The organism is Rhizorhabdus antheiae, assembly GCF_049889055.1.
GTDB lineage: Bacteria > Pseudomonadota > Alphaproteobacteria > Sphingomonadales > Sphingomonadaceae > Rhizorhabdus.
In genome coordinates this window covers 1-26,791 of sequence record NZ_JBLTWO010000018.1, presented here as the reverse complement: position 1 = coordinate 26,791, position 26,791 = coordinate 1, and the positions used below count along the sequence as shown (strand labels likewise).

The following is a 26,791-nucleotide window of genomic DNA, read 5'->3' as shown; positions in this document are numbered from 1 at the left end:
ACCCAAAGTCGGTCGTAGCTGCGGCTCGCTCAACCGCCTAAATCCGGACCGTCAGCTTTCCGTCTTCGCCGCGCCGGATAACAAAGAGGGGTGGAGAGCCGACATAAAAACCGATCAACTTGATCGCTTGTCCGATCCGGACCCGTCCAGACATTTCTCTGCACCAACGAAGCCACTCCGAGGCGAACCAAACGTAATCCGGCTTAGCGCCACGCTTGGCTTGCGGGCGCTCACCGCCGGTCCGCGAACGTCGGTCGAACCGGGCGCGTTATCCCGATAGATCCAGACATATCCTTGCTTCTCGCGCTTGCGCCTAAGAACCCCGTCCCCAACTGGTTGGATCATCTTGCCACCTTCAGTCGCATACTTGCTTTCGTGGACCGTCAAACGGCCGTCGCTAATGTTGAAAGACAGTTCCGCATCGAAGAAGCTGCGCTTTGTCAGCACGGCTGTTTCGCCGACGCGCAGGCGAACAGAGAACGCTGCTCCGCAAACCACACCCGGCCCGCTATATTCGGTGCGACCATAGTAATTCAGACCGGGAGGAGGCAGGGCCGCCTGCATCAGGAATGCGAGAAAAGGCAGCATCGGTATCTCCAGCGACTGAGCGGTGATTAACCTCGGTCCGCTAGTGTCCGCAATGGAGCGCTTCTGCTGTAGCTCTCCGATCATAAACGAATGGCAGCTTGCGCCGTACAGCTCTCGATAGCGGACTGTCGGCAGTCCACCCCATCTCGGCCATTACGATTTGCCGGCGCTAGAGCTGGCAAGCAGCTGCTCTCCTATTGTCGCCGAAAGCGATTCCGCTGCCAACCCCGTTGCAGACATCGGCCGCGCCATGAGAAAAGAGAATATGAAAAGCTCCGGTCGCCCAATCCTCCTGCTGCTGCTGCTTATTGGGCTATTGCTGGGCTGCCGAGAACGCCGCGTCGAGGTCAGTGACCCATTCTACTTGGACTATATAGAGAACCCGCAGGCCGTGAACTTGCGCGTGTGTGGCGATCACGGATGTGGGGGAATTGAGGGACTGCCCGGCGAAAGCGGATATGGAAACGGGTCTCATACCGTTGCCGCCGGAGCGAACCAGGAATTTATAGCCGTTGAGCAGAAGCAAATCGGCAACGACCACGGACCATCAACATACTACTATTTTGCTCGTCGCTTTGATCCGAAAACGGGCGGGGCAGCGCATCCAAACATCATCGGTCCGCTGGACGAACAGCAATTTTGGGCAAGCAAGGCTCAAATTGGTTTGCCGGACCTAACCATCAGACCGTGATATCTGTTTCCCACCCCATCGCGGCCGTTCCAGCCCTAGTCTGGAAGCGACCGCTTGTGAGTTCTCAGCCTTTTACCGGCGCCCCCGCCCTATTTGAGATCCTCGACCGAGACCCAGCCTTTGGTCCCATAGGCGTCGCTCACTTCGACGAAGAGGCCTTCGCGGCCGCCGGTCGGGTTGAGCGAAGTGCCGGCGCGCAGGGCGCGGACGGCGTCGCCCTTGGCGGCCTTGGCGTAGAGCTTGGTGTCGATCGCGGTGACATAGGAGGCGGCCGTCGCCACTGGAGTGATGGCTGCCGCCGTCGCGGCCGGCTTGACCGCGACCAGTGCCGCCTTCTGCGCCACGACCGCGTTGAAGGCCGTGACGAAGGCGGCGGCGAGCATTTGCCCGTCCTTCGAATTCGCGTAACCGCCATTGGCATAGTCGCCATAGCCCATCGAGGTCATCTGCGCTTTCGCCGCGTCTGCCCAAGGATTGCCGCCAATGCCACCGAAGCCGCCGATCGAGATCTGCGACTTCGTCTGGGTGCCGCTGCCCGAGGCGATCGTCTGGCCGGTGGCCGGGCTGATGACGCGCAGGCCCGCCGCGATCGTCTTTTTCTTGCCGCCGAGGCCGCCGAGCATGCCGAACGCCTGTCCGCCGAAGCCGCCCATGCTGCCGAGCAGCGAGCCGGCCGCGCCCGACCGCACCAGCGCTTCGGTAGCCAGCCCCTTGGCGGTGTTCACCGTCTTGTCGATCTCTTCCTTGTCGCCCGCCACCGCGTTGACCAGGAAGTCGGCCGGCTTGTTGCTGCCGGTCGCCTGCAAGGTGAAACAGTTGCTCTGCACCGCCATCGCCGCGATCAGGTCGCGTGGGCTCGACAGGCCATATTTGGTCCAGCCCTGGGATTCGCCGTCGACCACGGCGATGCTGCCGATCGGCGCATCGCATTTGGCGAGCGCGACGGGCTCTTCCTTGGCGGCGAGCGCCGGCTGGAGCGCGAAAGTGGCGAGCAGCGCCGCCGGAATCAGATGCTTCATGACAGTCCCCCGTTTGCAAGCGAGCCGCAGCCCGACCGCTCCGAGGTAAGCGATTCCCGCGCCCTGCTGGTCTGACGTTTCCTGAAATCCGCCCCGTGCGATGCCGCCGCGCTCTATTTGCCGGGAGTCTTTTGCTTCGCGGCCCCAGCATTGCTATGGCCCCCGCCAACCGCTCCCGCTTATTCAGAGATGTCCGTGACAGTTCCGATCGACCGCATCCGCAATTTCTCGATCATCGCCCATATCGACCATGGCAAGTCGACGCTGGCCGACCGGCTCATCCAGCGCACCGGGGGCCTGACCGATCGCGAGATGTCGGCGCAGGTGCTCGACAATATGGACATCGAGAAGGAACGCGGGATCACCATCAAGGCGCAGACCGTGCGCCTCGACTACACCGCCCGCGACGGCAAGGATTATGTCCTCAACCTGATGGACACGCCCGGCCATGTCGACTTCGCCTATGAGGTGTCGCGCAGCCTCGCCGCCTGCGAAGGCGCGCTGCTGGTGGTCGACGCCGCGCAGGGCGTCGAGGCGCAGACGCTGGCGAACGTCTATCAGTCGATCGAGCATGATCATGAGATCGTGCCCGTCATCAACAAGATCGACCTGCCCGCGGCCGAGCCCGAGAAGGTGAAGATGGAGATCGAGGACATTATCGGTCTTCCCGCCGACGATGCCGTCCTCGCCAGCGCCAAGTCGGGCATCGGCATCGACGAGATTCTCGAGGCGATCGTCACCCGCATCCCCCCGCCCAAGGGCGATGCTGCGGCGCCGCTCAAGGCGATGCTGGTCGACAGCTGGTACGACCCCTATCTGGGCGTGGTCATCCTGATCCGCATCGTCGAGGGGACGATCAGGAAGGGCCAGCAGATCCGGTTCATGCAGGCGGACACCGTCCACCTCGTCGACCGCGTCGGCTGCTTCCGGCCGAAGATCGAGCAGCTCGGCGAAATGGGCCCGGGCGAGATCGGCTTCATCACCGCGCAGATCAAGGAGGTCAGCCAGACCGCCGTCGGCGACACCATCACCGACGCCAAGAAGCCGACCGCCGAGCCGCTGCCGGGCTTCAAGGAAGTGCAGCCGGTGGTGTTCTGCGGCCTGTTCCCGGTCGACGCCGCCGATTTCGAGAAGCTGCGCGAGAGCCTCTACAAGCTGCGCCTCAACGACGCCTCGTTCAGCTTCGAGGCCGAATCCTCGGCGGCGCTGGGCTTCGGCTTCCGCTGTGGCTTCCTCGGCCTGCTTCATCTGGAGATCATCCAGGAGCGGCTGACCCGCGAATATGATCTCGACCTGATCACGACCGCGCCGTCGGTGGTCTATCGCCTGTCGCTCAGCCATTCGAAGAATGAGGATGCGAAGGTCATCGAACTGCACAACCCGGCCGACATGCCCGATCCCAACCGGATCGAGATGATCGAGGAGCCGTGGATCGAGGCGACCATCTATGTCCCCGACGAATATCTCGGCTCGCTGCTCAAGTTGTGCCAGGACCGGCGCGGCATCCAGAAGAACCTGACCTATGTCGGCGGGCGTGCGCAGATCACCTATGAACTGCCGCTCAACGAAGTGGTGTTCGACTTCTACGACCGGCTCAAGTCGATCAGCCGGGGCTATGCCAGCTTCGACTATCACCAGATCGGCCACCGCGAGGGCGACCTCGTCAAGATGAGCATCATGGTCAATGGCGAGCCGGTCGACGCGCTGAGCATGATCGTCCACCGCGCCGCCGCCGAAGCGCGCGGCCGCCACATGTGCGAGCGGCTCAAGGACCTGATCCCGCGCCACATGTTCAAGATCCCGATCCAGGCCGCGATCGGCGGCAAGGTGATCGCGCGCGAGACGATCGCGGCGATGCGCAAGGACGTCACCGCCAAATGCTATGGCGGCGACGCCACCCGCAAGCGCAAGCTCCTCGAGAAGCAGAAAGAGGGCAAGAAGCGGATGCGCGAATATGGCAACGTCAACATCCCGCAGGAGGCGTTCATCGCCGCGCTGCGCATGGGTGACGAGGCGTAAAGCCGGTTGGCCGGGCTCCGTTGTGAGTGCCGGCCGGTCGAAAGCGAAGATGGAGGCGGTGCGGTCGTCAGCCCGATGGGCGGCGGATCGCAAAGCCCCTTGTCGATCCGCCGCCCCGTGGGGGCTGGAAGTCCTCCCTGGTGTCCCCGGTCGGTCGGATCGGGGGGAGGACGACCGACCGGGTACTCATGTGCCGCGATCGAGGCGCGGCCTGTGCTGATCTTCGTTCAGTGCCGGCTGCGCGGCATCGTCTTTTCGGGCAGGCGCAGGCGTTCGATCTCGGTCGCGACGGCCTTCCACAAGCCGACGCCATAGCTGTCGCCGTCGCGGATCAGGATGCCGATCCGGCTCGCCACATAGCTGTCGGTCTGATCGCCGAAATCGTCGATCACCCTCCTGGCGAAGTCGCGGATCATACTCGTCTCCATTACGCTGCTACTCTTCTTGCCCTCCACGCCGGACATGGCCTCACACCAACCCTTCGGCGCGCAGGCTGCGCCAGCCGGTCCGGGCGACGATGAGGTGGTCGTGAACGGCAATGTCGAGCGTCCGGGCGGCCGCGACCAGATGTGCCGTCGCCTTGACGTCGGCCTGGCACGGGGTCGGGTCGCCCGACGGATGATTGTGGACCAGGATCAGCGCGGTCGCGCCGAGCTCCAGAGCCCGTTTCAATATCTCCCGCGGATAGAGCGGCGCCTGGTTGACGGTGCCGCGCGACATGAGCTCGTCGCGCAACAGGCGGTTGCTCGAGTTCAAGAACAGCACCCGGAGATGCTCGATCCCGTTATAGGCCATGCTCGCGAACAGATAGTTGGTCAGTGCTTCCGACGTCGACAGGATCGGGCTCTCGCTGAGCCGCGTCCGCAAAGAATGAAGCATCGCCACACGCATCGCCACCAGCAGGTCGGCGACAAGGCCGTCTTCCGGCAGGCAGGCGTGCAGCTGGGCCGGGTCGGCTGCCAGGATCGCCGGCAGTGTGCCGAACTCGTCCAGCAGCTCGTCGACGATCGCGCCGCCATGGGCCAGGCCCAGCGGCTCGATCAGCGATTCTAATATCGCACGACATTCGGTCGCTGGCCCGAAGCCTGAACCCGGCGCCGGCGGTTCCAGGTGCCCACCGCTATGCCGGCCAGCATCGGATAGGCCCAGAACTCCGCCGCCCATGCGTAGGGCAGCGCCGCGACCGAGCGATCTGCGAGAGTGGCCAGATGAATGGTCACTGCGATCAAATGGAAGGATGTTACCCATAATGGCCAATATCGATCGCTATTGAGGGCGAGATTGCCGAACCCCGCGAGCACGAGCAGATCTACGATGAAGATCCCCGCCTGCGGCGTCTGCCACCCCGGATAAAAGGACTTCGCGGCGATGACGGTCAGGATGGATCCGATGACCATGATCGCCGCGCCGATCCGTTCGGGCCAGCCGCCCCGCCATCCCGCATAGGAGGCGACGGCGATCAGCACGAACAGGTAGAAGAGCTGGTTGAGGAGGGCCATCGCCCGACCGGATCATATCAGTTCCGGCCGGTCAAGCATGGCATGGCCGCTCCCGGCCCGGCCCTTCCCGATCAGGCGACTTCGGCGAGGTGGTGCACTTCAGACTTGTACGGCTTACCCACCAGGCCGCCCAGAGCATAGGTCTTCAGACCGATCTCGTCCTTGGTCGCGGCGAGCTCACGGTGGCTGGCGATGATCTTGGCGCGGGCCTTTACCAGCGTCGAAAAGCTTTCGGCCGCATATTCGAGCGCTTCCTGGCCGACTTCGCAGGCCAGATCGGCCTCGGCGCGAGCGGACGGAATGAAGGCGGTCAGCTCCGCCGTGCGGGCGATCGCCTGATCAATGGCATGCTCGGCCGCCATCAGACGGTCGGCGACTTCCTGGGCAACTTCGCGGCGCTTCAGAATGGTCTGGCGATTGAACATGTGCTGCTCCTTTCGCACAGCCTGTCCGAGGCTGCGCGTCCCTGTCTGGCAATGATGAAAGTCCGGGTAGCGCTTAGACCTGAAACAGGCGCTTCAGCGCATCGAGGCCGGCGAGAAGTCCGCCGAATGCAAGGGCCGAGGCGATGGCGATCGAAAGGATCCATCCCAGCCTTTGCACGACACTCAGATCATTACGTTCCCTCCCCGGGGTAGGGACGGGCAGGTTTACGAAGGCGCCACCGGTAACGAACGCAGGGGTTCGAAAAGCCAGCTGTTCCTCGCGAACCGAACTTCCGTGAAAGTCCGTTTCGGCCTGCCGCATCCCGTGGATATCGGACAGGTCGACAGTGGCATGTACCGCCGATTGAGCAACGTGCGGCGATTGATATACGGCCGATTGATATGCGTTCGGGGTCTCATATTTGGCGAGCAGCCGGGCCGCTTCGAAGCGGTTGGCAACCCCGAGAATCTGGATCGCCATGCGCAGGCGCTGGTCGACCGTATGGGGAGAAATGCCGAGTTCGCGGGCAATGTCCTTGGAAGAAAGATGCATGAGAACCATGCGCAGGCAGATGCGCTGCGCCTCGGTCAGTTTCTCGATGCGGCCCGATTCCATGACACCCATCATATCGCTATTCCCGCGCGCTGTAAAACCCGTCCGGACATCCTCGTGTAACGGTCGCGTTACGCTCTAATGAAGGTCGTTTCGGTGGCGTCGGTGGCAGCGTGACCTGGTTCCGGACGGCGATGGATTTGCAGGCATTGATATGCATTGATATGCCCCTGCTGCCCATTGCGAAGCGGGTCGGCGGCTCCTAGCATCGCACCATGGCATCGGGGGACAGCCAGTCTAAGGGGCGAATCGCCATCATAGGTGCCGGCTATGTCGCCGACCTGTACCTCGCCTCACTGTGCGCCTTTCCCGAGCTCGAGATCGTCGGCGTCTGGGATCATGATGCGGTGCGGCTTGCGCATTTCGCTGCCCACTGGTCGCTCCCCGCGCTGGCGGGTTTCGATGCGGTGGTCGAGGCGCGTCCCGATATCATGCTCAACCTCACCAATCCGTCGTCGCACGCAGCCGTCACCCGACAGGCGCTCGAGGCCGGCCTGCATGTCTGGAGCGAGAAGCCGCTCGCTCTCGACCTGGACGAGGCTGTCGCTCTGGCCGAGCTGGCGAAGGCGCGGGGACTTCACCTCGCCTCCGCGCCCTGCAGCGTGCTCGGTCGGGCGGCCCAGACGCTGTGGCGGGCGGTCAGCGACGGTCGCATCGGACGTCCCCGGCTCGTCTATGCCGAGCTCGATGACGATTTCATCAGCAGCGCACCCTTCCGGCGCTGGCTGTCGGTGAGCGGAGCGCCATGGCCGGCGGAGAATGAGTTCCGCACCGGATGTACGCTCGAACATGCCGGCTACTATCTCAGCTGGCTGATGGCGATCTTCGGACCGGTGCGCCGCGTCGTCGGCGGTTCGGCGCGCTGTCTGGACGAGGATCAGACGGGCGCCGGCCATGACGCGCCCGATTATGCTTCGGCGACGCTCTATTTCGATTCGGTGGTCGCGCGGCTGACCTGTTCGATCGTCGCCCGGCACGACCACCGCCTGAGGATTTTCGGCGACGACGGCATATTGGAAGTCGATGATGCCTGGGCGAACGGCGCTGCCGTCCGGGTGCGCCGGCGTCACGTCGTGCGCCGGCGACTGGTCAACAGCCCGATCGCGCGCCGCGTGCCCTGGGCCGGGGACGGGCATCCGATGCTCGGCCGCCGTGGCGCCGCGTCGATGAACTTCGCCCTCGGCGTTGCCGAGATGATGCGCGCCATCGCTGCCGGCCGGTCACCGCGTCTCGCCGGCGATTTCGCGCTGCACCTGACCGAAGCCAGCCTTGCCATGCAAGCGGGCGGCGATCACCGGCTGGTGACGGAGTTCGACCCGATGGAGCCCATGCGCTGGTGAGCACCGGCTCGCCGTTGCGGTTCACCGTGACCGGTCGCGGTCGCATGGCCGCGACAATGCGCGCGCTGGTCGGGGACGTCCCGTTCGACCAGGCGGAGGCGGTCTATGTGGCCTGCGGCAATGCCGATCATGTGCGCCAATCGCGTCTGGCGCTCGAGGCAGGCAAGCCGGTGCTGTGCGAGAAGCCGGTCGCGCTCGCCGTCGACGATGTCCGGACGCTTGTCGCACTCGCGCGATCACGCGGTCTGACCTTCATGGAGGCGGTGGCGACGCCCTTCCTGCCGGCGCTCACGCGCGCCGTCGCCATCGTCGCCGAAGGGCGGCTTGGCCCCATCGACCGGCTGGAGGCGAGTTTCGGCTATCCCGTCTCGCGTGAGGCTTTTCCTCGCCTGTTTGCGCCTGAGACCGGCGTGCTTGCCGATCGCGCGGTCTATCCGTTGATGCTGTCGCGGATATTGCTGGGTCCGGTGGCCGAGATGACGTGCGAAATCGAGCGCGACGGCGCCGGTATCGATGTGGCCGCGCGGCTGTCGCTACGCCATTCCGCCGGCGCGCGTTCCGATCTGTCGGTCTCCTTCGTCGAGCGCCTTCCGAACGACCTCCGCATCGAGGGCGAAGCGGCGACGCTCGAACTGTACCCGCCGCTGCTGTCGGCGCAGCGTATGCGCCTTCGACCGGCCGGAGTGAAGCGGCCTTCGCGCCGGCGAAGTGCGGTTCGGCAGAATCCCCTGCTGCGCCGTCTGGGCGATGCCGTCGCATGGATCGGCGGTGATCTGCACCCGGTAGGCGGATCGCCCTATCGGCACGAAATTGCGCATTTCACGCAGCTGGTGCGATCCCGGCAGGTCGAGAGCCCGGTCGTCACCCATGCCTGCATGGAAGAGGTGGTCCGGCTGGTCGAGGAGGCCCGGTCGCGGTGAGGCTCGCCTATCTTCTCAACAGCTATCCGATGACGAGCACCACCTTCATCCGGCGCGAGATCGCCGCGATCGAGCGGGCGGGGGTGCCGGTCAAGCGGTTCGCCGTCCGCCGCTGGAGTGAGGCGCTGGTCGATCCCGCCGATCGTGTCGAGCAGGACAAGACCGAATATCTGCTGAGCGGCAAACTCTTCGGACTGTTGGCGGGACTGATTGTCGAACTGCTGCGCAACCCTGCCGGCCTGTTCCGGGCGATTTGCAGTGGCTGGGCACTTTACCGCCGTGCCGGGGAGGGCATGGTCAGGCATGTCGCTTATGTGGCGCAGGCGATCCGACTGCGGCGGCGCTGTGCCGCGCTCGGCATCGACCATATCCACGCACATTTCTCGACCAATGCGGCGGCGGTCGCGATGCTCTCGCGGCTCATGGGCGGTCCGCGTTACAGCTTCACCGTGCACGGGCCCGACGAACTGGAAGTGCTCGGTCGCAACGCCTTCGTCGACAAGGCGTACCATGCCGAGGCTGTCGTCGCGATCAGCCGCTATTGCCGCGACCGTCTGGTCCGGCACCTGCCCGATGCTCTGGAGAGCCGGGTCGAGATCATCTCCTGCGGCCTCGACCTGCGCGACTATCCGGATCCGGCGGATGTCGAGCCGGCGGGGGCCATGCTGCTCTGTGTCGGCCGGCTTTGCCCACAGAAGGGGCAGGTCGACATTCCGGCTGCGGTGGCTGCCTTGTTGCCAGACCATCCTCAGATGCAGATTCTTCTGGTCGGCGACGGTGAAGATCGGGGTGCGGTCGAACGGGCAGTCGCCGAAGCCGGGGTTGCGGGCCATGTCCGGTTGCTGGGCTGGCGCGACAATGCAGAGGTGCGCCGGCTGATCGGCGACGCCCGCGCCGTGATCCTGCCGAGCCATGCCGAAGGGTTGCCGATCGTGCTGATGGAGGCGCTGGCGCTCGGCCGGCCGGTGGTGACGACCCCGGTTGCGGGCATCGCCGAGCTGGTGGACGAGGGCTGCGGCTGGTTGGTGACGCCCGGCGACGTGGTCGGACTGGCCCAGGCCATGGCAGAAGCGCTGGCCTGTTCGCCGGAACGGCTTGCTACGCTCGGCCTGGAGGGGCGTAGCCGTGTTGTCGCGCGGCACGATATCGATCGCAGTGCCGGGCAAATGCTCGATCTTTTCGGGCGGCAGCGGGGCTAAGGAGCCGGGGGCTGCCTTCAGGCAGCAGCGCGTTCCACGGCGGACAGAAGCTTGGCTGGTTCGAAGGGCTTAATGATCCAGCCGGCAACGCCGGCCTTGCGCGCGCGGCTCTGTTTCTCGACCGAATATTCGGTCGACAGGACCAGGATCGGGAGATCGCGGTGGCGGTCGAGCGTCCGCACGGCTTCGGCAAGGCAAAGCCCGTCGAGACGCGGCATGTTGATGTCGGTGATCAGCAGGTCGGGCCGGTCATGTTCGGCGAGCCACTCCAGTGCGGCGACGCCATCCTCAGCTTCCACCACGTCATGGCCCTGCCCACGCAGGACCGCCCCAAGCAATCGCCGGATCGTCGAGGAATCGTCTACGGTGAGGATCTTCGCCATTCAGCCGCCCGGTCAGCCATGATTGCCGGCAGACCCTATTCGGAAGGGCTTAACAGCGCGTTTCCAGAGCTAGGTAGAACACCGGAGAGGCGACCAATGGGCGCTTTTCGCATAGCCGTTCCAATCTGGTGGTTCGAGCGCTTTTGATAAGCCTTGCAACGCGGAGACGGTGCCGACGAAATTTCGGAACAGACATGTGACCGTCGATATAATATAGACGAACCGAATTCCATGAGAGAGAAATAAAATTCACAGACTTCGTAATTGGAGGATAAAACTGATTTTCAAAAAGGCCTGCCCGAGTTGCGCGGTCTGTCTATGTCCGGTATCTGAAATTATGACATATATTTGCCGGAAGAGGGATGGGTGAAATTTCTGTTATAATATGCCAATTCTCACTGATATTTAATTTTATGTTGCCAGCCAAGATTCGAGGATTACTGGACATTCCAGTCCGTGATATCGTGGCGTGGAGGCATATGTGGCGTTGGGTTTGATCGTCCTGCGACAATGAGCGGCAAGCGGCTTTACATCATCGATGACGAAGCGATCGTGCGGGCCTCGATCGTCAGCCTGATGCAGGCCGATGGCGACTGGGATCATGCCGAATTCGACAGCAGCGACAGCTTTCTCGAGGCGCTCGACAGCTTGGGTCCAGGCTGCGTGCTCGTTGACATGCAGCTTCCGGGATCGAGCGGTAGCGTGGTCGTCGAGGCCCTGTCGCGGCTGCCGCAGCCCTTTCCCTTCGTCGTCGTCACGGGGTTCAGCGATTTCGCCACGGCGGTTCGCATGTTCCGGCTGGGTGCTATCGACTTTCTTCATAAACCGTTCGATCCGGTAGCGCTGCTCGATGCGGTCGACAGGGCGCTGCACCGCCTGAGGGCCGATGATCGGTGGCAGCACCTCTCTGCCGATGCGGGGCGCCGGATCGCGTCGCTGACCGGAGAGGAGGGCCGCTTGATGGCGCTGATCTTCGAGGGGCTGTCGAACGCCGACATTGCGGCGACGATAGGTGTCACGTCCCGCGACGTGCAGCGCGCCCGGGCCCTGGCCCTTGCCAAGCTCGATGCGCCGACGATCTACGACGCGATGCGCGTCTTCGCTCTTGCGGGCAGGCTCTGAAAATCGCCTGGCAGGCCCGGCCAAGAACCTTCGGCTTTCGCCGGAAGTCCCCTTGCCGTCACGCGCGACAGGATAGGCCACCGACCCGCCCTCAATATCGCAGCCGCACACCTCCGGTGGCGGCCCGGCCCGGCTGGCCATAGCCCGATGCGGTCTGATAGCGCTCGTCGAAGAGATTTTCGACGCGGGCGTACAGTTCGACGCTCTGGGTAAGCGGCATGCTCGCGCGGATGTCGACCAGCGCATAGCCACCCAGCCTGACGCTGTTCGCGGCATTGTCGAAGCTGCCGGAAACATGCGTGATCGTGGCGCCGACCGATCCCGCGGTCCATGCATAATCGGCGGTCACGCTGACCGCGTTGCGCGGGCGACGCGCGAGGTCGTTGCCGAAATTGGCGCTGCTACGCTCGCGATTCTGGGCCTTTGTATAGGTATAGTTTGCGCGAACCTCGAAGCCGACCGTCGGCTGCATCACCAGTTCGAGTTCGGCGCCGCGCGCCCTGGCGCGAGCGATATTGGCATAGGTGAAGGTCGACAGATCGAAGTCGATCTGATTGACGACGCGGCGTTCGAACCAGGTCGCGCGAACCTGAAGCAGGCCATCGATGAGCGACTGTTCGATGCCCGCATCCCAGCTCTTCGCCTCTTCCGGGCGGAGGTCATCCCGGCCAAAGTCGCCGTAGAGTTGATAGAGCGAGGGGGCCTTGAAGCCTTCGCTGTAGGTCGCGCGGAGCACCGTGGCGCCGCGATTGGGCGTCCAGACCAGACTGGCATTGGCGCTGCTCTTCCCGCCGAACTGGCTGTGGTCGTCATGTCGGATGCCGGCTGCGGCGGTCACCCCTGCGAGCGGACGCAGCGTCAGCAATCCATAGACGCTGTCGATGTTCGCCTTCTTGTTGTCCAGCGGCGAAAAGATGCTTTCGGTCCGATAGCGCTGGCCTTCATGCTCGGCGCCGAAGGTGATGTCGGTCCAGCGCGCGAGCTCCGCGCCGCCCTGATATTCGAACCGCAGATTGCGGCCCAATGCGTCGAAGGTCAGAACGGGCGTGCCGGCCGGGTCGTAATTCTGCCGATCGATCCGCGTCCAGGCGACCGCGAGGCGGTTCTTCAGCCGGCCGTCGAACAGTCCGGCGTTCAGCCCGGCATAGCCGACGATCTGTTCCTGCCGCGAATATTCCTCGGTATCGCCGAGTTCGAAACTGGGCGGCGGAAAGCCATCGAGGTCGACCTTGCTCTTCGTGTAGAAGCCGCGCAGGTCGAGCGACAGATCGTCCGCCAGCGTGACCTGCGCCTTCGCATGTGCGCCGAACAGGTGATAGCCGTCCGGCTCGGTCCCGCCGCCACTGCGATCGGCGACGGAGATGCCGTCGGTGGTCAGATAGCCGGCACCCGCACTGAGCGCGACCGGACCGACGGTACCGGCGACGTTCGCGACCGCGCGACCGGCGTCGTAGCGGCCATATTCGCCGCTCGCCCTGATCTGCAGCGCTTGCGTCGGCGCGGACGTGATCAGGTTGACCACGCCGCCGATCGCCTGGCTGCCCCACAGCACCGATTGCGCGCCGCGCAGCACCTCGATCCGGTCGAGATTGTCGGTCAGCAGGTCGGCGAAGTTGAAACCGCCGCCCGGCGCAGACGGATCGTTGAGCTTGACCCCGTCGATCAGCGCCACCGTCTGATCGCTCTCGGCGCCCCGGATGAACACGCTGGTGGTCGAGCCGAGACCGCCATTGCGGACGATGGTGACGCCGGGCAGCGTGCGCAGCAGTTCTGCCACCGATGGCGTCTGCCGCAGGTCCAGCATCTTCGCATCCACGACCGAGATCGACTGAGCGACCTGAGAGAGCGGCGTCTCGGTCCGCGTCGCAGTGACGACTATGGTGTCGGCGTCCTCGGCTCCGGTTTCGGCATGGGCGACGGTCGGCAGGGCCGCAGCCGAGAGCAGGAGGTAGGGAAGGAGCGATAGTCTGGACATGGCGGAAACCCCTCAATGACAAGTCATCAGGGCCCCGAACGGAAAGGATGGGCATCCTCCGCGCGCGACCCGTTATGATCGTCGTCACGCGAGGATTTCGCCTCGATCATGTGGTGCACCCCGCCCGCACGATGGAACGACCGCGACGGGCAGGTCTCCTGGCTCTCGGGTCATCGCGGTCGCCCAGCCTTCCCGGATGTCGGACATCCAGTGGCATGCGCGGACGATCGCTCGCCGATCACAGTTGCGGGGGCAGCTCCGGCTGGCGGTTGCCCGCTTCCGAATTCCCTTTTGGTCCCGTCTCCGGGACCCGTCGCGAGCGCGCCTCTAGGTAAAGTGATCGCCCGACGCAAGCGCCAAGGGTGGCAGATCGGGTCGGATCAGTAACGACTTGGCGTTTGCCGTTGGGCGATTCTCGCTCCGTCCAGGGCTGTGATGGAACGCACAAACTATTGATCGGGATTGAACTATTCCGATGACAAGCCCTAGGCGGGCGGGTAATGAGGCGGCTGGCGAAGGGGATCGCCGAACAGGGGAAATCGGGGGACGTTTTGCGCAGTCCGTTCAGGCCCGCTGCCGTCTTGGCAGCTTGTTTCGTTGCTTCGTCGATGGACTCGGCGATTCTGGCGCAGGTCCAGACGCCGACCGGTCAGCAGATCGCCCCCGGCCGTGATGAGCTGAACCGGACGACGCAGCAGCCCGCTCCAGGGCCATCGCGCCTGACCATCGACGGCGATATCGAACGCGCTCCCTGCGCGCTCGATGCTCCGGCCTACGCCAATATCAAGGTTACCATCACCGAGGCGCAGTTCGCCAATCTCCAGGGCGTTTCCGCGGAGGAGCTGAAGTCCTCCTACGCATCGCTGCTCGGCGCCGACCGCCCGATCGCCACCATCTGTACGATCCGCGATGCCGCCGCCACTGCGCTCCGTCGCAAAGGCTATCTCGCCGCCGTTCAGGTGCCGGTGCAGCGGATCGAAAATGGCGTGGTCAAGTTCCAGGTCCTGTTCGCGAAGATCGTCGCGGTGCGCGTGCGCGGCGATGCAGGCCCGGCCGAAAAGCTGCTCGCGGGCTATCTGTCGCATTTGACCGAAGATACGGTGTTCAACCGCTACAATGCCGAACGCTATCTGATCCTGGCGCGCGACCTTCCGGGTTATGATGTACGGCTGGCGCTCAAGCCGGCGGGTGGTGCGCCGGGCGAGCTGGTCGGCGAAGTCAGCGTGACGCGCACTCCGGTCGAAGTGAATTACAGCCTCCAGAATTTCTCGGCACGCAGTTCGGGGCGTTGGAACGGCACCTTGCAGGGAGCGGCTTACGGCCTGCTCGGCGGCGACCGGCTGACCGCGTCGGTCGGCAGCACCGCCGACTTCAAGGAGCAGCGGCTCGTTCAGCTGGGCTACGACACCCGCCTGGGCTCGGAAGGGCTCGTTCTCAGCGGCAACTTCACCTACGCCTGGTCGAAGCCGGATGTCGGCGGTACCAATACTCTTCGTGCTCGCACGCTGTTCGCCACCGGCGAAGCCCGCTATCCTTTCATCCGCACCCAAGCCTTCAGCCTCTCGGGTGCGGCCGGTTTCGATTATCTCAATCAGGTCGTTACCTTTGACGCGATCGACCTCACTCGGGATCGTCTGCGCGTCGGTTATCTCCGGCTCGACTTCGATGCCGCCGATATTGCCGAGCGGCGTTTCCCCACCTGGCGGGCGTCGGGCTCGGTCGAGTTCCGCCAGGGCCTGGACATATTCGGTGCATCCCCGCCGGTTCCGACCGTTCGTCCGCTCCCCGCCGACTACACGCCGCCTGCACGGCTCGACGGCGACAAGACGTCGCGGCTGGTCCGGGCCTCGGCCTCGCTCGAATATGCGCTCGGCAAGGGCTATTGGATCGCCGCCACGCCCCGCGCGCAATATGCGTTCGATCCGCTGTTCAGCTTCGAGGAATATTCGGGTGGCAACTTCTCGATCGGGCGCGGCTACGATCCCGGCACGGTGATCGGCGACAGCGGTCTCGGCAGCGGCTTCGAACTGCGCTTTCCCCGTGTGCAGCCCTTCCAGAAGGTGAACCTGAACATTCTGCCCTATGTGTTCACCGATGTCGCACTGACGTGGAACAAGCAGCTCGGACCGGACGATCTCGATGCGCTCTATTCGGTCGGCGGCGGTCTGCGAGCCATCTGGAATAACCGCCTCCGCATCGATGGCACGGTCGCCGTGCCGCTCAGGAAGGCCGGGTTCCAGACGAAGAACAAGGACCCCCGCTTCCTGATTTCGGTCACGACCCAGCTCTGGCCCTGGGAGCGGCGCTGATGTCCGCCCCTGCCGCGCCTGTGCCTCTGCTGGCGGCGCGGAAGGCGTCGGCCGGTCTTCATGTCCATTTCGCGTCCGGGCGCAAGAACCCCGTGGCGCTCCGGGAGGATGCCCTTCATGCGTAATCGCCGCTCCGCACTCGGCACGGTGCTGATCGCCTCGCTGGCCCTCGCTCTGCCAGCCCCCGCCATGGCTGCGCAGCCGGCCCCGCTTTCGCTGCGCAACAGCTTCCGGATTGGCACCACGGGCGTACTCTGCACGGCGCAGAGCCGATCGGTCGGACCGGTCCTTGCGACGATGTTCGACCGCGGCTATCGCGTCGTTTGCCGAGATGCAGCGTCGCCGGTCGGCCGTCTGTTCGCGCTGCGCAAGAATGGCGACGACCCGGTTCAGCGCGTGATCGCCAGTGCCGACGCACCGCTGACCTGCCAGCGTCCGGAGTCGATCGATGTCGAGGGGCTCGGCAAGGTCCAGATGCGCGAGTGCGTCGACGCCAATGAGCTATCGTACAAGATTTACATCCACTCGGACGGGCGCAGCGATTATGTCGCCGCCGGCCTGGGTGGTTATGACAGCGCGATGCAGCTCGGCCTGCGGACGCTGGTTGCCGACCGCATCGTCAAGGGCGAGGTCCAGGTGGCGACCACCTCGGCCGGCGATCCCGCAGCCTTCGCCCGTGTGCAGGCCGGCGCGCTGGACAGCGAAAGCGCGCTGGCCGAAGCCTATGCGCGCAACAATGACGGCTCCTATGCCGAGGCGGCCGAGTTTTTCGAGGCGCTGGTCGAGCGCGACGCGGGCTCGTCGAAGGCGCAATCGCGCCTGTCCGAATATCTCGCCAACCAGGCTCTGCAGGAATCGAACCAGCGCAACTTCTCCACGGCGGATGCCTTGTTCGGGCGCGCTGCGACGCCGTCTGCGCTCGCCGATCCGGTGGTCGGGCGCATGCTGCGCAATTTCTACGCGATCCATAATCTGAACCAGGGCAAGCTTGACCGCGCTCTCGAAGAGCTCGCCAAGCCGGTCGCCGAGATCGAGGCGGTTCAGACCGCCGACGCCAAGCTTGCCGTAGGCGAGATCAGCGAGACGGTTGCCGACGATCTCAACCGCGAAGGCGGGGCGATCAACCAGATGGCCGGGCTCGACGGATCGATCCAGCCGTTCGAGCGTGCCCAGATCCTCGATGCCCAGGCGCTGCTCCTGCGCGGCGTCGTCTTCCGCGCGCAGAAGAAATATGCCGAGGCGCGCACCAGCTTCGACGAAGCCGTCACCGCGATGCAGGCGGTGCGCGAAGGCAAGATCAACAGCACCGGCTGGCTGCGGTCGAGCGTGCAGAGCGAACTCGCGCTGACCGCCGAAGCCGAGGGGCGGATCGAAGAGGCCGAGCGCCTGTTCGCCGACTCGCTGCAGGTGGTCGAGATCCAATATCCGAACACTGCCGTGGCGCTGGGTGCCAAGGCGCGCTTCGCAGGCTTCCTGAGCCGCCATGGACAGGGTGACCGCGCCATGACGCTCTTTGGCGAACTGATCGGCGCGTCGGAAAATGTCCCCGGCGCGATGTCGTCGATCCGGACGCTGCTGCGCCCCTATTTCCGCCTGCTTGCCGAGCGTTCGGCCAGCGACCCCAAGGCCGTTGCCCAGATGTTCACCGCCAGCCAGCTGATGCTGCGGCCCGGCATCGCCCAGACCCAGGCGCTGCTCGCGCGCGAGTTGTCGGGCGGCGATGACGAGGCGGCCGGGCTGTTCCGTCAGTCGGTGACCCTGTCGCGCTACATTGCCCGCGCGACCGGCGACGTCGCGCGTCTGGCTTCGCTCCCGGCGCCGACGCCGGCCGATCGCACCGCGCTCGAAGAGGCACGAGGGCGCCTTGCCCGCTATTCGCGCGATCAGACCGCTCTCCAGGCGAAGCTTGCCAAATTCCCGCGCTACCGCGTCCTGTCGCCCTCGACCATGGGCGTGGAAGAGCTGCAAAAGGCGCTGCGGGCGGGCGACGGCTATTACAAGGTCACGCTGGTCGGGCAGGATGCCTATGCGATGTTCGTATCGCCGACCGTGGCCCGGGCGTGGAAGCTCGATACGACCACCAAGGAGCTTGAGGACACCGTCGCCAAGATCCGCGATTCGGTCGTGAAGGTCGAAAATGGGCAGGTCGCGACCTATCCGTTCGATGTAGTGCTCGCCCGCAAGCTCTATGTGACGCTGATGGGCCCGGTCGATGCCGAGCTTCACCAGGTCCGCAACTTCATCTTCGAGCCCGATGGCCCGCTGCTGCAGCTGCCGGCCAATCTGCTGCCGATCGAGCAGGCGGGCGTCGATGCCTATCTCGCGCGGCTGAAGAAGCCGAACGCGGACGATTTCGATTTCCGGGGTGTCGCCTGGCTCGGCCGCGACCGCGATGTATCGACCGTGGTCAGCCCGCGCTCCTTCGTCGACGGTCGCGATGTGGCCAGCTCGAAAGCGGCGATGGGCTATCTCGGCATGGGCGAGAATGCGCGCCCCGCGCTCAACCCTTTCTTCGTGCCGCCGCCGTCGCAGGCCGACGAATGCGCCTGGCCGCTCAGCAACTGGAACAACCCGATCTCCTCGTCCGAACTCTATCTCGCGAGCGGGATCATCGGTCAGGACAAGTCGAAGCTGGTAGTCGGGGCGGATTTCTCGGACTCGACCATCATCGGCATGAACGACTTGGCGCAGTACCGGATCATCCATTTCGCGACGCACGGCCTGGTCACCGCGCCGCGTCCGGAATGCCCGGCGCGACCGGCGCTGCTGACCTCGTTCGGCGGCGGCACGTCCGACGGCCTGCTGTCGTTCAAGGAAATTTTCGACCTCAAGCTCGATGCCGACGTGGTGGTTCTGTCGGCCTGCGACACCGCCGGCATGGCGACCGTCGGCGCGACGCGCGAGGCGGGCGTCACGACCGGCGGCAACTTTGCGCTCGATGGCCTCGTACGTGCTTTTGTGGGCGCGGGCGCGCGGACCGTTGTCGCCAGCCACTGGCCGGTGCCGGACGATTTCAACGCCACGAAGCGGCTGATCACCGGCCTCTTCACCGCGCCACCGGGGACGCCGATGGCGACCGCGATGCGCAATGCACAGGTGGGGCTGATGGACGATCCGAATACGTCCCACCCTTATTACTGGTCGGCCTTCGCGATCGTCGGCGACGGCCAGCGGGCGCTGCTTCCGGCGGCAAAGGCCGCAGGGGCAGCATCGACGGCGCAGTGATGGGGCGCATTCATACGGGCGGGGTTTGGTTCGTTTGGGGGATGGTATGACAAAGCGGGGCTCAGGGCGCGGTAACGGACTTCTCGGCAGCGGACCGGGATTGCTGGGGCGGCACGCGGTCGATCCATTCGGACGCGCGGCGCGCGGTGGCGGCAACATGCGGACGCTTACGTCGGCGCTGGCGATGGCGACGATCCTCGCCTTCCCCGCGCGCGAAAGCCTCGCGGCCAACGGCGCGTTCGCCGCTGGCGCACCGAGTCTCGGCGCTGGCGTCGTCCTGACGCAGAGCGAAAGCACCGATACGATCACGGTCAGCAACCCGACCTCGATCATCACCTGGACCCCGACCGACGTTCAGTCGGGTGGCGGCCCGATCGACTTTCTCCCGTCGGGCACGACCGCCAATTATCGCAACGACCCCTCGCTGCAGGGCGGCTTCACTGTCCTGAACCGCATCCTGCCCAACGACCCGACGCGCGCCGTCGCCCTCAACGGGGCGATCAACAGCCGCCTTTACGACGGCAACAACAATTTGATCGGGACCGGCGGCAATGTCTGGTTCTACAGCCCCGGCGGCCTTCTCGTCGGCGCTTCTGCCTCCATCGATGTCGGCGGGATCATCCTGTCCAGCGTGCCGATCGACTTCGGCGGGTTGCCCTCCGATCCCAATCCCGATGTCGTGTCGATCGGCGCGAGCGATGCGGGCCGCACGGTCGAAATCCAGACGGCCAATTTCCAGGCGTCCAACTATGTCGGCGTGCTCGCGCCGCGCATCGTCCAGTCGGGCAGTGTCGCGTCGCAGGGCAGCGTCGCCTATGTCGCCGCCGAGCGGGCCGATATCACCTTCTCCAGCGGCCTGTTCGACATCTCGGTGCCGGTCGGTACCGGAGCGGCCGATGCGATCACGCACAGCGGCACGACCGTGGTCACGCCGCAGGGTTCCGGCACGTCGCGCAACATCTATCTGGTCGCGGTTCCCAAAAATCAGGCGCTGACAATGCTGCTGACCGGCGGCTCGCTCGAATTCTCCGAGGCCGGCGGCGCGTCGGTCACCGATCAGGGTGTGATCCTGTCGGCCGGCAACGATGTGTTCGGAAACACGACCATTCCGAACAACCAGCCCGGCACCGGCACGGTGCGCATTCAGGGTGGGTCGATCGGGGCCGACGCAACGATCGGCGCCTCGCGCGATCTGACCTTGTCGGGCACGACCTTCCTCGGCGATGCCAGCATCGACGCCGACAATGGCGCGGGTGCCGACATCATTGTCGACACGACCTCGGGCAATGTGAGCGTGGCCGGCGCGTTCGTCATCGACACGGGCATCGGCGAGAGCAGCGGCACGGTGACCGGTGGCAATGTCTCGGTGCTTGCGGGCACCTCGGGCACCATCTCTGCGGGCTCGCTGCGGATCACAACCTCTGCCAATGGCGGCGACGGGGGCACGGGCACGGCTGGCGATGTAACAGTACGCGCACAGGGCAGCGACTCGGCGATCAATATTGGCGGCCTGCTGACGATCGAGGCCGATGGCGGCGGGGGCGGGGCGCCTGTCTCGGGCAATGGTGGCGACGGTGTCGCGGGCACCGTTTTGGTCAGCGCGATCAGCGGTGGTGCGCTCAATCTCGGCGGCCTTGACATCACCGCGTCGGGCTTTGGCGGATTCTCGAGCCTAGGTGTGGCCGGCAACGGGCTTGCCGGCAAAATCCTGTTGGGGGCGACCGATGGTCAGATCGCGGTCGGTGGCAGCGGCCTTGCCAGCCTCGTTGCCAGGGGGAGCGGCGGCAACAGCAGCAACGGAACGGGCGGCAACGCGCTTTCCGTCTATCCTGGCGAGGGGCCGGAGCGTGGCTATGTCGGTATCACCGCATCGGGCGCAACCGCTTCGATCAATTTCGGCACTGCTCAGAATCCCTTGGGGCTCTTCGTCAGGACATCCGCCAATGGCGGCGATTCGCTGGGAGGTTCGTCCGGCAACGCCCGGGCCGGCGGATTCGACATCCTTGCGTCCAACGGCGCAACGGTCGCGGTTAGAGCCAATGTCGCCTTCGAGGGCGATGCCACAATCGCCAATGGGGGGTCGAGCGGCGGTGGCAGCGCGACCGGCGGTCGCTTTGGCGCCAGCGCCGATGGCGGCACGCTCAATTTCTTTGGTCCGGTCGATGCTTCGATGGATGCGTCGGGTGGCGCGAACAGCGGGGGAGCAGGCGGTATCGCCGTCGGCGGTAACGCCAATATTGTCGTTGCAGCGGACGGCACGATCGACTTCATGGGCCCGGTATCGATCAGCGGCACCGGAACGGGCGGCTCGTCGCCGGCAACGAATGGTGGTGCAGGCACCGGTGGTGAACTGGTCTTCGGTGGCGGTGTCGGCACGATCAACGCCAATTCGGGAGTAAGCCTGTTCGCCAACGGTTTCGGCGGACAAGGCGAAACCGCGGGCGGCGACGGTCAGGGCGGCACCGCGAACATTGCCGCCATCGGCGGGACGACCATGACCCTGGGCAGCGTGCTGCTGATCGCCGATGGTGACGGCGGCGATGCGGTGACTGGCGGCATTGCCCTCACCAATTCGACCGGGGGGATCGGCACCGGCGGCTTTGCCGGTGTCACGGTGCGAACCGGCAGCACGCTGAGCATGAGTGGCGGTACGATCCAGGCCAACGGCCAGGGCGGCGCCGGCTATAGCGGCGGCATCGGTCAGGGCGGCTTCGACCTGCTCAATGGCGGTGGCGGTGTCGCGATCACGGCCCAGGAAGGCACGATCAACATCAATGGCGTGGCGGTAACGCTCAACGCGAACGGTCAAGGGGGCCAGAGCTTTGCCGATGTCCTGGGCAGTGTCGGCAATGCCGGCTTAGGTATCGGCGGCGACGCGAACATCGCCGGTCTGACCGGGGGCAGCACGGTCGGCAGCGTTACGGCCAGCAGCACCGAATTTTTCCTCAATGCCAACGGTGCAGGCGGGTTCGGCGGAAATGCCGCCAGCGGCGCCACCGGCGGCTTCGGTGGTGCGGCAACGGGCGGCAGCATCTTCGTGGGGGCGCAGGCCGGACTGGGGCAACTCAATCTCGGTGGACCGATCACGCTTACCGCAGACGCTGCTGGCGGCGCGGGCGGAAGCGGTGGGCAGGTCCCGTCCGGGCCGACGCAGGGCGGTGCAGGCGGCGTCGGCGGCGATGCGACGGGCGGCTCCGTGCAGGTCGGCCTGGTCAGTGGTCCCGACACTGCGGGCACGCAGGGCCGCGTGCAACTGGGTGGCGTGACGGTTTCTGCAAATGCCATAGCCGGCAATGGTGGCGAGGGTGGCCCATCGATTCAGGGGGTCCAGGGCGATGGCGGCGCCGGCGGCCTGGCGACGGGCGGCCAACTCTCCCTCGATTCGCGTGGCTCGAACGGTTCGGACGCGGGTCTGAGCATCTCGGGTCTGGTCAACTTTGCGGCCACCGGTTCCGGCGGCAATGGCGGGAGCAGCGAAACGCCCGGTGCCGGCGGCAGCGGAACGGGAGGATCGCTGGGCATCGTATCGACGGCGCGCTTCAACCAGCCCACCGTTCGCGGTGATATCCTCCTCGCGGGCGTGACTGCCGATCTCAGCGGTTTCGCCGGGGTGGGCAGCGAGCCCGGAACCGCGACCGTCGGCAACTTCTCCATCGTGGCCAGTAATGGCGACATCACATCGACGGCGCTGGTCGACATCTTCGGCACCGGCGTCGATGTTCAGCAGGGTGCCCCGGACAATCTGATCAGCGCCACCGACGGCGCGATCCTGTTCGACAATCCATCGGGCCTCGATCTGTCGGTCGATATGCCCGATCGCGGCATCACGTTCGAAGTGGTGGGCACCGGCACGATCACGGCTGCGCAATATACCCTCAACACGGGCACGGTGACCGGCGAGTGCAATATCAACGCGACCTGTTCGCCGCCGCCGCCGCCGCCAACACCTCCAAGCTTCGATACGGGTGCCACCCTGCCCGATGCTGAGACCGGTACCAGCTACAATCAGTCGATCGCAGCGGTCGGCGGCGTTCCGCCGTACAGCTTCGCTGTCACCGGCGGCACGGTGCCGCTCGGGCTGGTGGTCGATTCGGCCGGCAATATCACTGGAACGCCGCAAATCGCCGGTCCGTACAGCTTCGAAGTGACCGTCACCGACGCCAACAACCAGACGGCGTCGATGATGTTCTCGATCCAGGTGCAGCAGGGCGCGATCTCGCCCCCGCCCCCGCCCCCGCCCCCGCCGCCCGCGGGCGGCGGCGCCTTCGCAGGCACGCCCGGCCAGCTGTCGACGGCGGAATATGACATCGTCCGCAACCCTGGCAGCGACACGATCACGGTCAACGCGCCGACGGCGATCATCAACTGGACGCCCGACGATGCGGGCATCGGTGGGGGCGACATCGTCTTCCTGCCGTCCAGTTCGTCGGTGCTGTTCCGCAATTCGGTGACGAATACGGGCGGCTTCACCGTCCTCAACCGGATCATTCCCAACGACCCGTCTCGCCGGATCGCCCTCAACGGCACGATCCAGAGCCGGTTGTACGATTCGAGCAACACTCTCACCGGCACGGGCGGCAACGTCTGGTTCTACAGCCCCGGTGGCATCCTGGTAGGCTCCACCGCGCTGATCGACGTCGGTGGCCTGGTGCTGTCGACGGTCGATATCGGTTTCTCCGACCCGTTCATCTCCAACCCGGATCTCGTGTCGGTGGGGGCGAGCCTTTCCAATGCGTCGATCGGGATCGCGTCGGATGATGTCAGCACCAATGGCTATGCCGTGCTGCTGGCGCCGTCGATCAATCAAAGCGGGACGGTCACCGCCGCAGGCGATGTGTTCTATGTGGCGGCGGAGCAGGCCAATGTCGATGTGACAGGGCTGACCGGGGTCACCGTCGTGAGCGGGACCGGTCTTGTCAACGCGCTGACCCATGGCGGCATCACCAATGTTCTGGCGGATGGCGCCGCTTCGCGCACGGTGTCCCTCGCCGTCGCGCCGAAGACTCAGAACGCCGTGCTCGACATGACCGGCGGCACTATCGACTTCACGCTGTCCGGCGGAGCCGATCCCTCGAACCAGTCAATCGTGATCGCCGCAGGCTCAGATCTGGGTCCGGGGCGGTCTGGCCAGTCCAGCGGCGGCCTAGCGGGTGGCGGTGTCATCGTGCGCGGCGGTGATTTCAGCACCGTTGCCAATGTCGGCACCGGCATCCTGGCCGGCGCGCCCTTGTTCTTGACCGGGGGGAGCCACTTTGGCGGCGATCTGACAGTCAACTCGTTCGGCACCGGCGTGAATTTCGGCGTTACCACCGGGTCGAGCACCTTTGATGGCGTGGTTTCGATCAGTGCGCTCGGCAATGTCGTGGTCGGCGTGAGTGGTGTGAACGAAACGCTCAACTTTGCCAGCGACCTGTCGATCATTACGGCCCGGTCCGAATCGGGCGATGGAGTGGGCGCTTCGTCCTCTTCCGTGACGATCGAGGCCAATGGCCAAGGCTCGTTCGTCCAAGTCAACGGCGACCTCACCGTCGACACGTCCGCTTTCGGCGGCGGCGCAACCAGCGGTGTGGGCGGCGCTGGCACGGGCGGCGCAATCCTGATTTCGGCGGTCAACGGTTCGATCAACCTGACCGGTGCCAGTTTAACCGCCATCGGCACCGGCGGCTCAGGCATCACCGCGGGTGGCGTCGGCCAAGGCGGTTCGGTAACGGTCAGCGCCAGCGGCGGTACGATCAGCTTTGCCGGTCCGGTAACGGCCAATGTCAACGGTGCCGGCGGCGCGGCTACGACAGCGGGTGGCACGGGCGGCGCCGGCACGGGCGGCGCGTTCGCCGCCACGGCGGGTGGCGGAGTGATCGGTTTCGGTATTCTCAGCGTGAATGCCAATGGTGAAGGTGGTACATCCGTTGGCGGTCTGGGCGGCCTCGGGACCGGCGGCAACATCTCCGTGACGGCGGCCAATCAGGACATCTCGATGAGCCTGACCGATCTGGGCGCTACCGGTTTCGGGGGAATGGGGCGCGATGGTGGCGGTGAAGGCCGCGGTGGCGTGGTCGTCGTTGAAGCGAATAATGGCCGCACGATCAGCGCGACGACCCTCAATCTGACCGCGCAGGGTGTCGGCGGCAACAGCGGTTTCAATTCCTTCTCCAACGCTCCGGAAGGAGCGGCCGGCGGGCAGGGGCGTGGCGGTGCAGCGGCCATCCGGGCCAACCGCGCCACGATCACAGTGTCGAGCAGCGCGCAGGTCGATTCGAGCGGACAGGGCGGCAGCGGCGACAATGGCGGTGACGGCCTTGGTGGTACGGCGGCCGATTTCTCGCTCGGCTCCTATGTGGACACGACCTCGGGCACGCTCAACTTCAATGGCTCGGGCGTCACGATACTGTCGAACGGTACCGGCGGCCAGGCGCGGGAGAGTGCCAGCGGTGTTGTAGGTACCGCGGGCGCCGGGCGCGGTGGCTATGCCGAACTGCTCGCCTTCCGCGACGCGGCCAATCCATCGACCAGCACGATCACCGCCTCCTCGGCCACGGTCTCAGCAAGCGGCTTTGGTGCTTCGGCCGGTACGGCAACCGCGAGCGGCGCTGTCGGCGGAATCGGTGGCGAAGCGACCGGTGGTGAGATCGCGATCGGCGGTTATGCGGGCTATTCCACGGTTTCCATCGGCACCACGTCGGCTCAGGCGATCGCGATGGGCGGTCTGGGCGGCGATGGTGTCACGGGTCCCACGGGCGGGGCCGGTGGCCGGGGCGGCGACGCCACCGGCGGCCGGGTCGATCTGGGCATATTCAGCGGTCCGACCACCCCCGTTACGCAGGGGACCGGCAGCTTCGGCAATACCCAGATCAACGTCTATGCAGAAGCCGGTGACGGGGGAGCAGGAGCGGCCACGAACGACGCCGGCGCCAATGGAGTGGGAGGAGCGGGCGGCAACGCCGTTGGCGGCTCCACCGCAATCCTCGCACGGGGCGTGCCGGTAACGCTTGGCACCACGCTTATCAATGCCAGCGCTACCAGCGGAAGCGGCGGAATCGGCGCCGGTGGCCCCGGTGGATCAGGCACCGCGCAGGGCGGAAGCTTCGCGGCCATTTCGTCCTATCGTTTCGATGGAGACACGAACAGCGTCTACACACCGCTCGCAGCCGGCGACATGACGATCAGTTCGATCAATGGCGACGTGTCGGGCTATGGTCCGCTCTCGGCCGCCGGAAGCTTCCTGATCAACACCGCCGGTGGCGATCTGGAAATTCTGACCAACGTCCAGGTGGCTGCGGGCGGGACCGCTTCGGGTCCCGATCCTTCCGAGGTTTCGGCGGGCAACGGCACGCTGGCGATAAACACATTTGGGTTGAACGGAAGCGGGCCGGTTGGCTTTTTCCTCGATCCGAACGGCAATTTGTCTATCCAGACCTGCACGGTGAATGGCCAGCCTTGCGCAGCGCCTGTTACAAGGAATTCGCC

At 65.3% G+C, this 26,791-nt stretch carries 19 protein-coding genes and 1 riboswitch; of the genes, 10 read left to right on the top strand and 9 right to left on the bottom strand.

The window, feature by feature from the left end; all coding sequences use genetic code 11:
• Positions 1–114 precede the first annotated feature (114 nt).
• Entirely contained in the window at positions 115–588 is a 474-nt protein-coding gene (locus ACNI3R_RS20070) for a hypothetical protein (protein WP_426186907.1), read from the bottom strand.
• A 265-nt stretch (positions 589–853) separates the two neighbouring features.
• Here ACNI3R_RS20070 and ACNI3R_RS20065 point away from each other — a divergent pair, with 265 nt between their 5' ends.
• On the top strand, positions 854–1,279 hold the full coding sequence (locus ACNI3R_RS20065; RefSeq protein ID WP_426186904.1) for a hypothetical protein: 426 nt from the start codon (positions 854–856) through the stop codon (positions 1,277–1,279).
• Between the two features lie 89 nt (positions 1,280–1,368).
• Here ACNI3R_RS20065 and ACNI3R_RS20060 read toward each other — a convergent pair whose 3' ends face one another.
• On the bottom strand, positions 1,369–2,298 hold the full coding sequence (locus ACNI3R_RS20060) for an SH3 domain-containing protein (RefSeq protein WP_426186901.1): 930 nt from the start codon (positions 2,296–2,298) through the stop codon (positions 1,369–1,371).
• 195 nt (positions 2,299–2,493) lie between these two features.
• Here ACNI3R_RS20060 and lepA point away from each other — a divergent pair, with 195 nt between their 5' ends.
• Positions 2,494–4,317 (top strand): translation elongation factor 4, encoded by a 1,824-nt coding sequence (lepA, locus tag ACNI3R_RS20055; protein WP_426186898.1) that lies wholly within the window; start codon positions 2,494–2,496, stop codon positions 4,315–4,317.
• Between the two features lie 227 nt (positions 4,318–4,544).
• On the opposite strand, the gene ACNI3R_RS20050 is transcribed toward lepA, so the two are convergent.
• Together ACNI3R_RS20050 and ACNI3R_RS20045 are read right to left on the bottom strand one after the other, a co-directional pair.
• Positions 4,545–4,733, bottom strand: coding sequence for a DUF6961 family protein (locus ACNI3R_RS20050; protein ID WP_426186895.1), 189 nt, complete (start codon positions 4,731–4,733; stop codon positions 4,545–4,547).
• Positions 4,734–4,785: 52 nt separating this feature from the next.
• On the bottom strand, positions 4,786–5,259 hold the full coding sequence (locus ACNI3R_RS20045) for a JAB domain-containing protein (RefSeq protein WP_426186910.1): 474 nt from the start codon (positions 5,257–5,259) through the stop codon (positions 4,786–4,788).
• On the opposite strand from ACNI3R_RS20045, the gene ACNI3R_RS20040 reads away from it, so the two are divergent.
• Positions 5,188–5,370, top strand: coding sequence for a hypothetical protein (locus ACNI3R_RS20040; protein ID WP_426186913.1), 183 nt, complete (start codon positions 5,188–5,190; stop codon positions 5,368–5,370). The genes ACNI3R_RS20045 and ACNI3R_RS20040 overlap by 72 nt on opposite strands.
• Here the strand turns inward: ACNI3R_RS20040 and ACNI3R_RS20035 are convergent.
• The 3 genes from ACNI3R_RS20035 to ACNI3R_RS20025 form a co-directional block, all read right to left on the bottom strand.
• The gene (locus ACNI3R_RS20035; protein WP_426186892.1) at positions 5,367–5,816 is read right to left on the bottom strand and encodes a hypothetical protein; all 450 of its coding nucleotides are present in this window, start codon (positions 5,814–5,816) and stop codon (positions 5,367–5,369) included. The genes ACNI3R_RS20040 and ACNI3R_RS20035 overlap by 4 nt on opposite strands.
• A gap of 71 nt (positions 5,817–5,887) precedes the next feature.
• Positions 5,888–6,241 (bottom strand): hypothetical protein, encoded by a 354-nt coding sequence (locus tag ACNI3R_RS20030; RefSeq protein ID WP_426186889.1) that lies wholly within the window; start codon positions 6,239–6,241, stop codon positions 5,888–5,890.
• 73 nt (positions 6,242–6,314) lie between these two features.
• The gene (locus tag ACNI3R_RS20025; protein WP_426186886.1) at positions 6,315–6,857 is read right to left on the bottom strand and encodes a helix-turn-helix domain-containing protein; all 543 of its coding nucleotides are present in this window, start codon (positions 6,855–6,857) and stop codon (positions 6,315–6,317) included.
• Positions 6,858–7,069: 212 nt separating this feature from the next.
• Between ACNI3R_RS20025 and ACNI3R_RS20020 the strand changes: the two genes are divergently transcribed.
• The 3 genes from ACNI3R_RS20020 to ACNI3R_RS20010 are packed head-to-tail and all read left to right on the top strand — an operon-like array spanning position 7,070 to position 10,313.
• Entirely contained in the window at positions 7,070–8,194 is a 1,125-nt protein-coding gene (locus ACNI3R_RS20020) for a Gfo/Idh/MocA family protein (RefSeq protein ID WP_426186883.1), read from the top strand.
• Positions 8,191–9,114: a Gfo/Idh/MocA family protein gene (locus ACNI3R_RS20015; protein ID WP_426186880.1), complete on the top strand. Its 924-nt coding sequence runs from the start codon at positions 8,191–8,193 to the stop codon at positions 9,112–9,114. The genes ACNI3R_RS20020 and ACNI3R_RS20015 overlap by 4 nt, the downstream gene beginning before the upstream one ends.
• Positions 9,111–10,313, top strand: a complete 1,203-nt coding sequence (locus ACNI3R_RS20010) for a glycosyltransferase family 4 protein (protein WP_426186877.1) — start codon at positions 9,111–9,113, stop codon at positions 10,311–10,313. The genes ACNI3R_RS20015 and ACNI3R_RS20010 overlap by 4 nt, the downstream gene beginning before the upstream one ends.
• 17 nt (positions 10,314–10,330) lie before the next feature.
• On the opposite strand, the gene ACNI3R_RS20005 is transcribed toward ACNI3R_RS20010, so the two are convergent.
• Positions 10,331–10,696: a response regulator gene (locus ACNI3R_RS20005; RefSeq protein WP_426186874.1), complete on the bottom strand. Its 366-nt coding sequence runs from the start codon at positions 10,694–10,696 to the stop codon at positions 10,331–10,333.
• 510 nt (positions 10,697–11,206) lie between these two features.
• Between ACNI3R_RS20005 and ACNI3R_RS20000 the strand changes: the two genes are divergently transcribed.
• The gene (locus ACNI3R_RS20000; protein WP_426186871.1) at positions 11,207–11,818 is read left to right on the top strand and encodes a response regulator transcription factor; all 612 of its coding nucleotides are present in this window, start codon (positions 11,207–11,209) and stop codon (positions 11,816–11,818) included.
• A 91-nt stretch (positions 11,819–11,909) separates the two neighbouring features.
• Here the strand turns inward: ACNI3R_RS20000 and ACNI3R_RS19995 are convergent, their stop codons facing one another.
• Positions 11,910–13,793: a TonB-dependent receptor plug domain-containing protein gene (locus ACNI3R_RS19995; RefSeq protein ID WP_426186868.1), complete on the bottom strand. Its 1,884-nt coding sequence runs from the start codon at positions 13,791–13,793 to the stop codon at positions 11,910–11,912.
• Positions 13,794–13,924: 131 nt separating this feature from the next.
• Positions 13,925–14,122, bottom strand: a riboswitch (cobalamin riboswitch).
• Positions 14,123–14,401: 279 nt separating this feature from the next.
• Between ACNI3R_RS19995 and ACNI3R_RS19990 the strand changes: the two genes are divergently transcribed.
• From ACNI3R_RS19990 to ACNI3R_RS19980, 3 genes are all read left to right on the top strand, one after another.
• On the top strand, positions 14,402–16,102 hold the full coding sequence (locus tag ACNI3R_RS19990) for a ShlB/FhaC/HecB family hemolysin secretion/activation protein (protein WP_426186866.1): 1,701 nt from the start codon (positions 14,402–14,404) through the stop codon (positions 16,100–16,102).
• A 117-nt stretch (positions 16,103–16,219) separates the two neighbouring features.
• Positions 16,220–19,327 carry a CHAT domain-containing protein gene (locus tag ACNI3R_RS19985; RefSeq protein ID WP_426186863.1) on the top strand — a complete coding sequence of 1,036 codons (3,108 nt, stop codon included), beginning with the start codon at positions 16,220–16,222 and terminating at the stop codon, positions 19,325–19,327.
• Between the two features lie 157 nt (positions 19,328–19,484).
• The coding region (locus tag ACNI3R_RS19980; protein ID WP_426186860.1) for a hypothetical protein at positions 19,485–26,791 on the top strand (7,307 nt) is incomplete at its 3' end.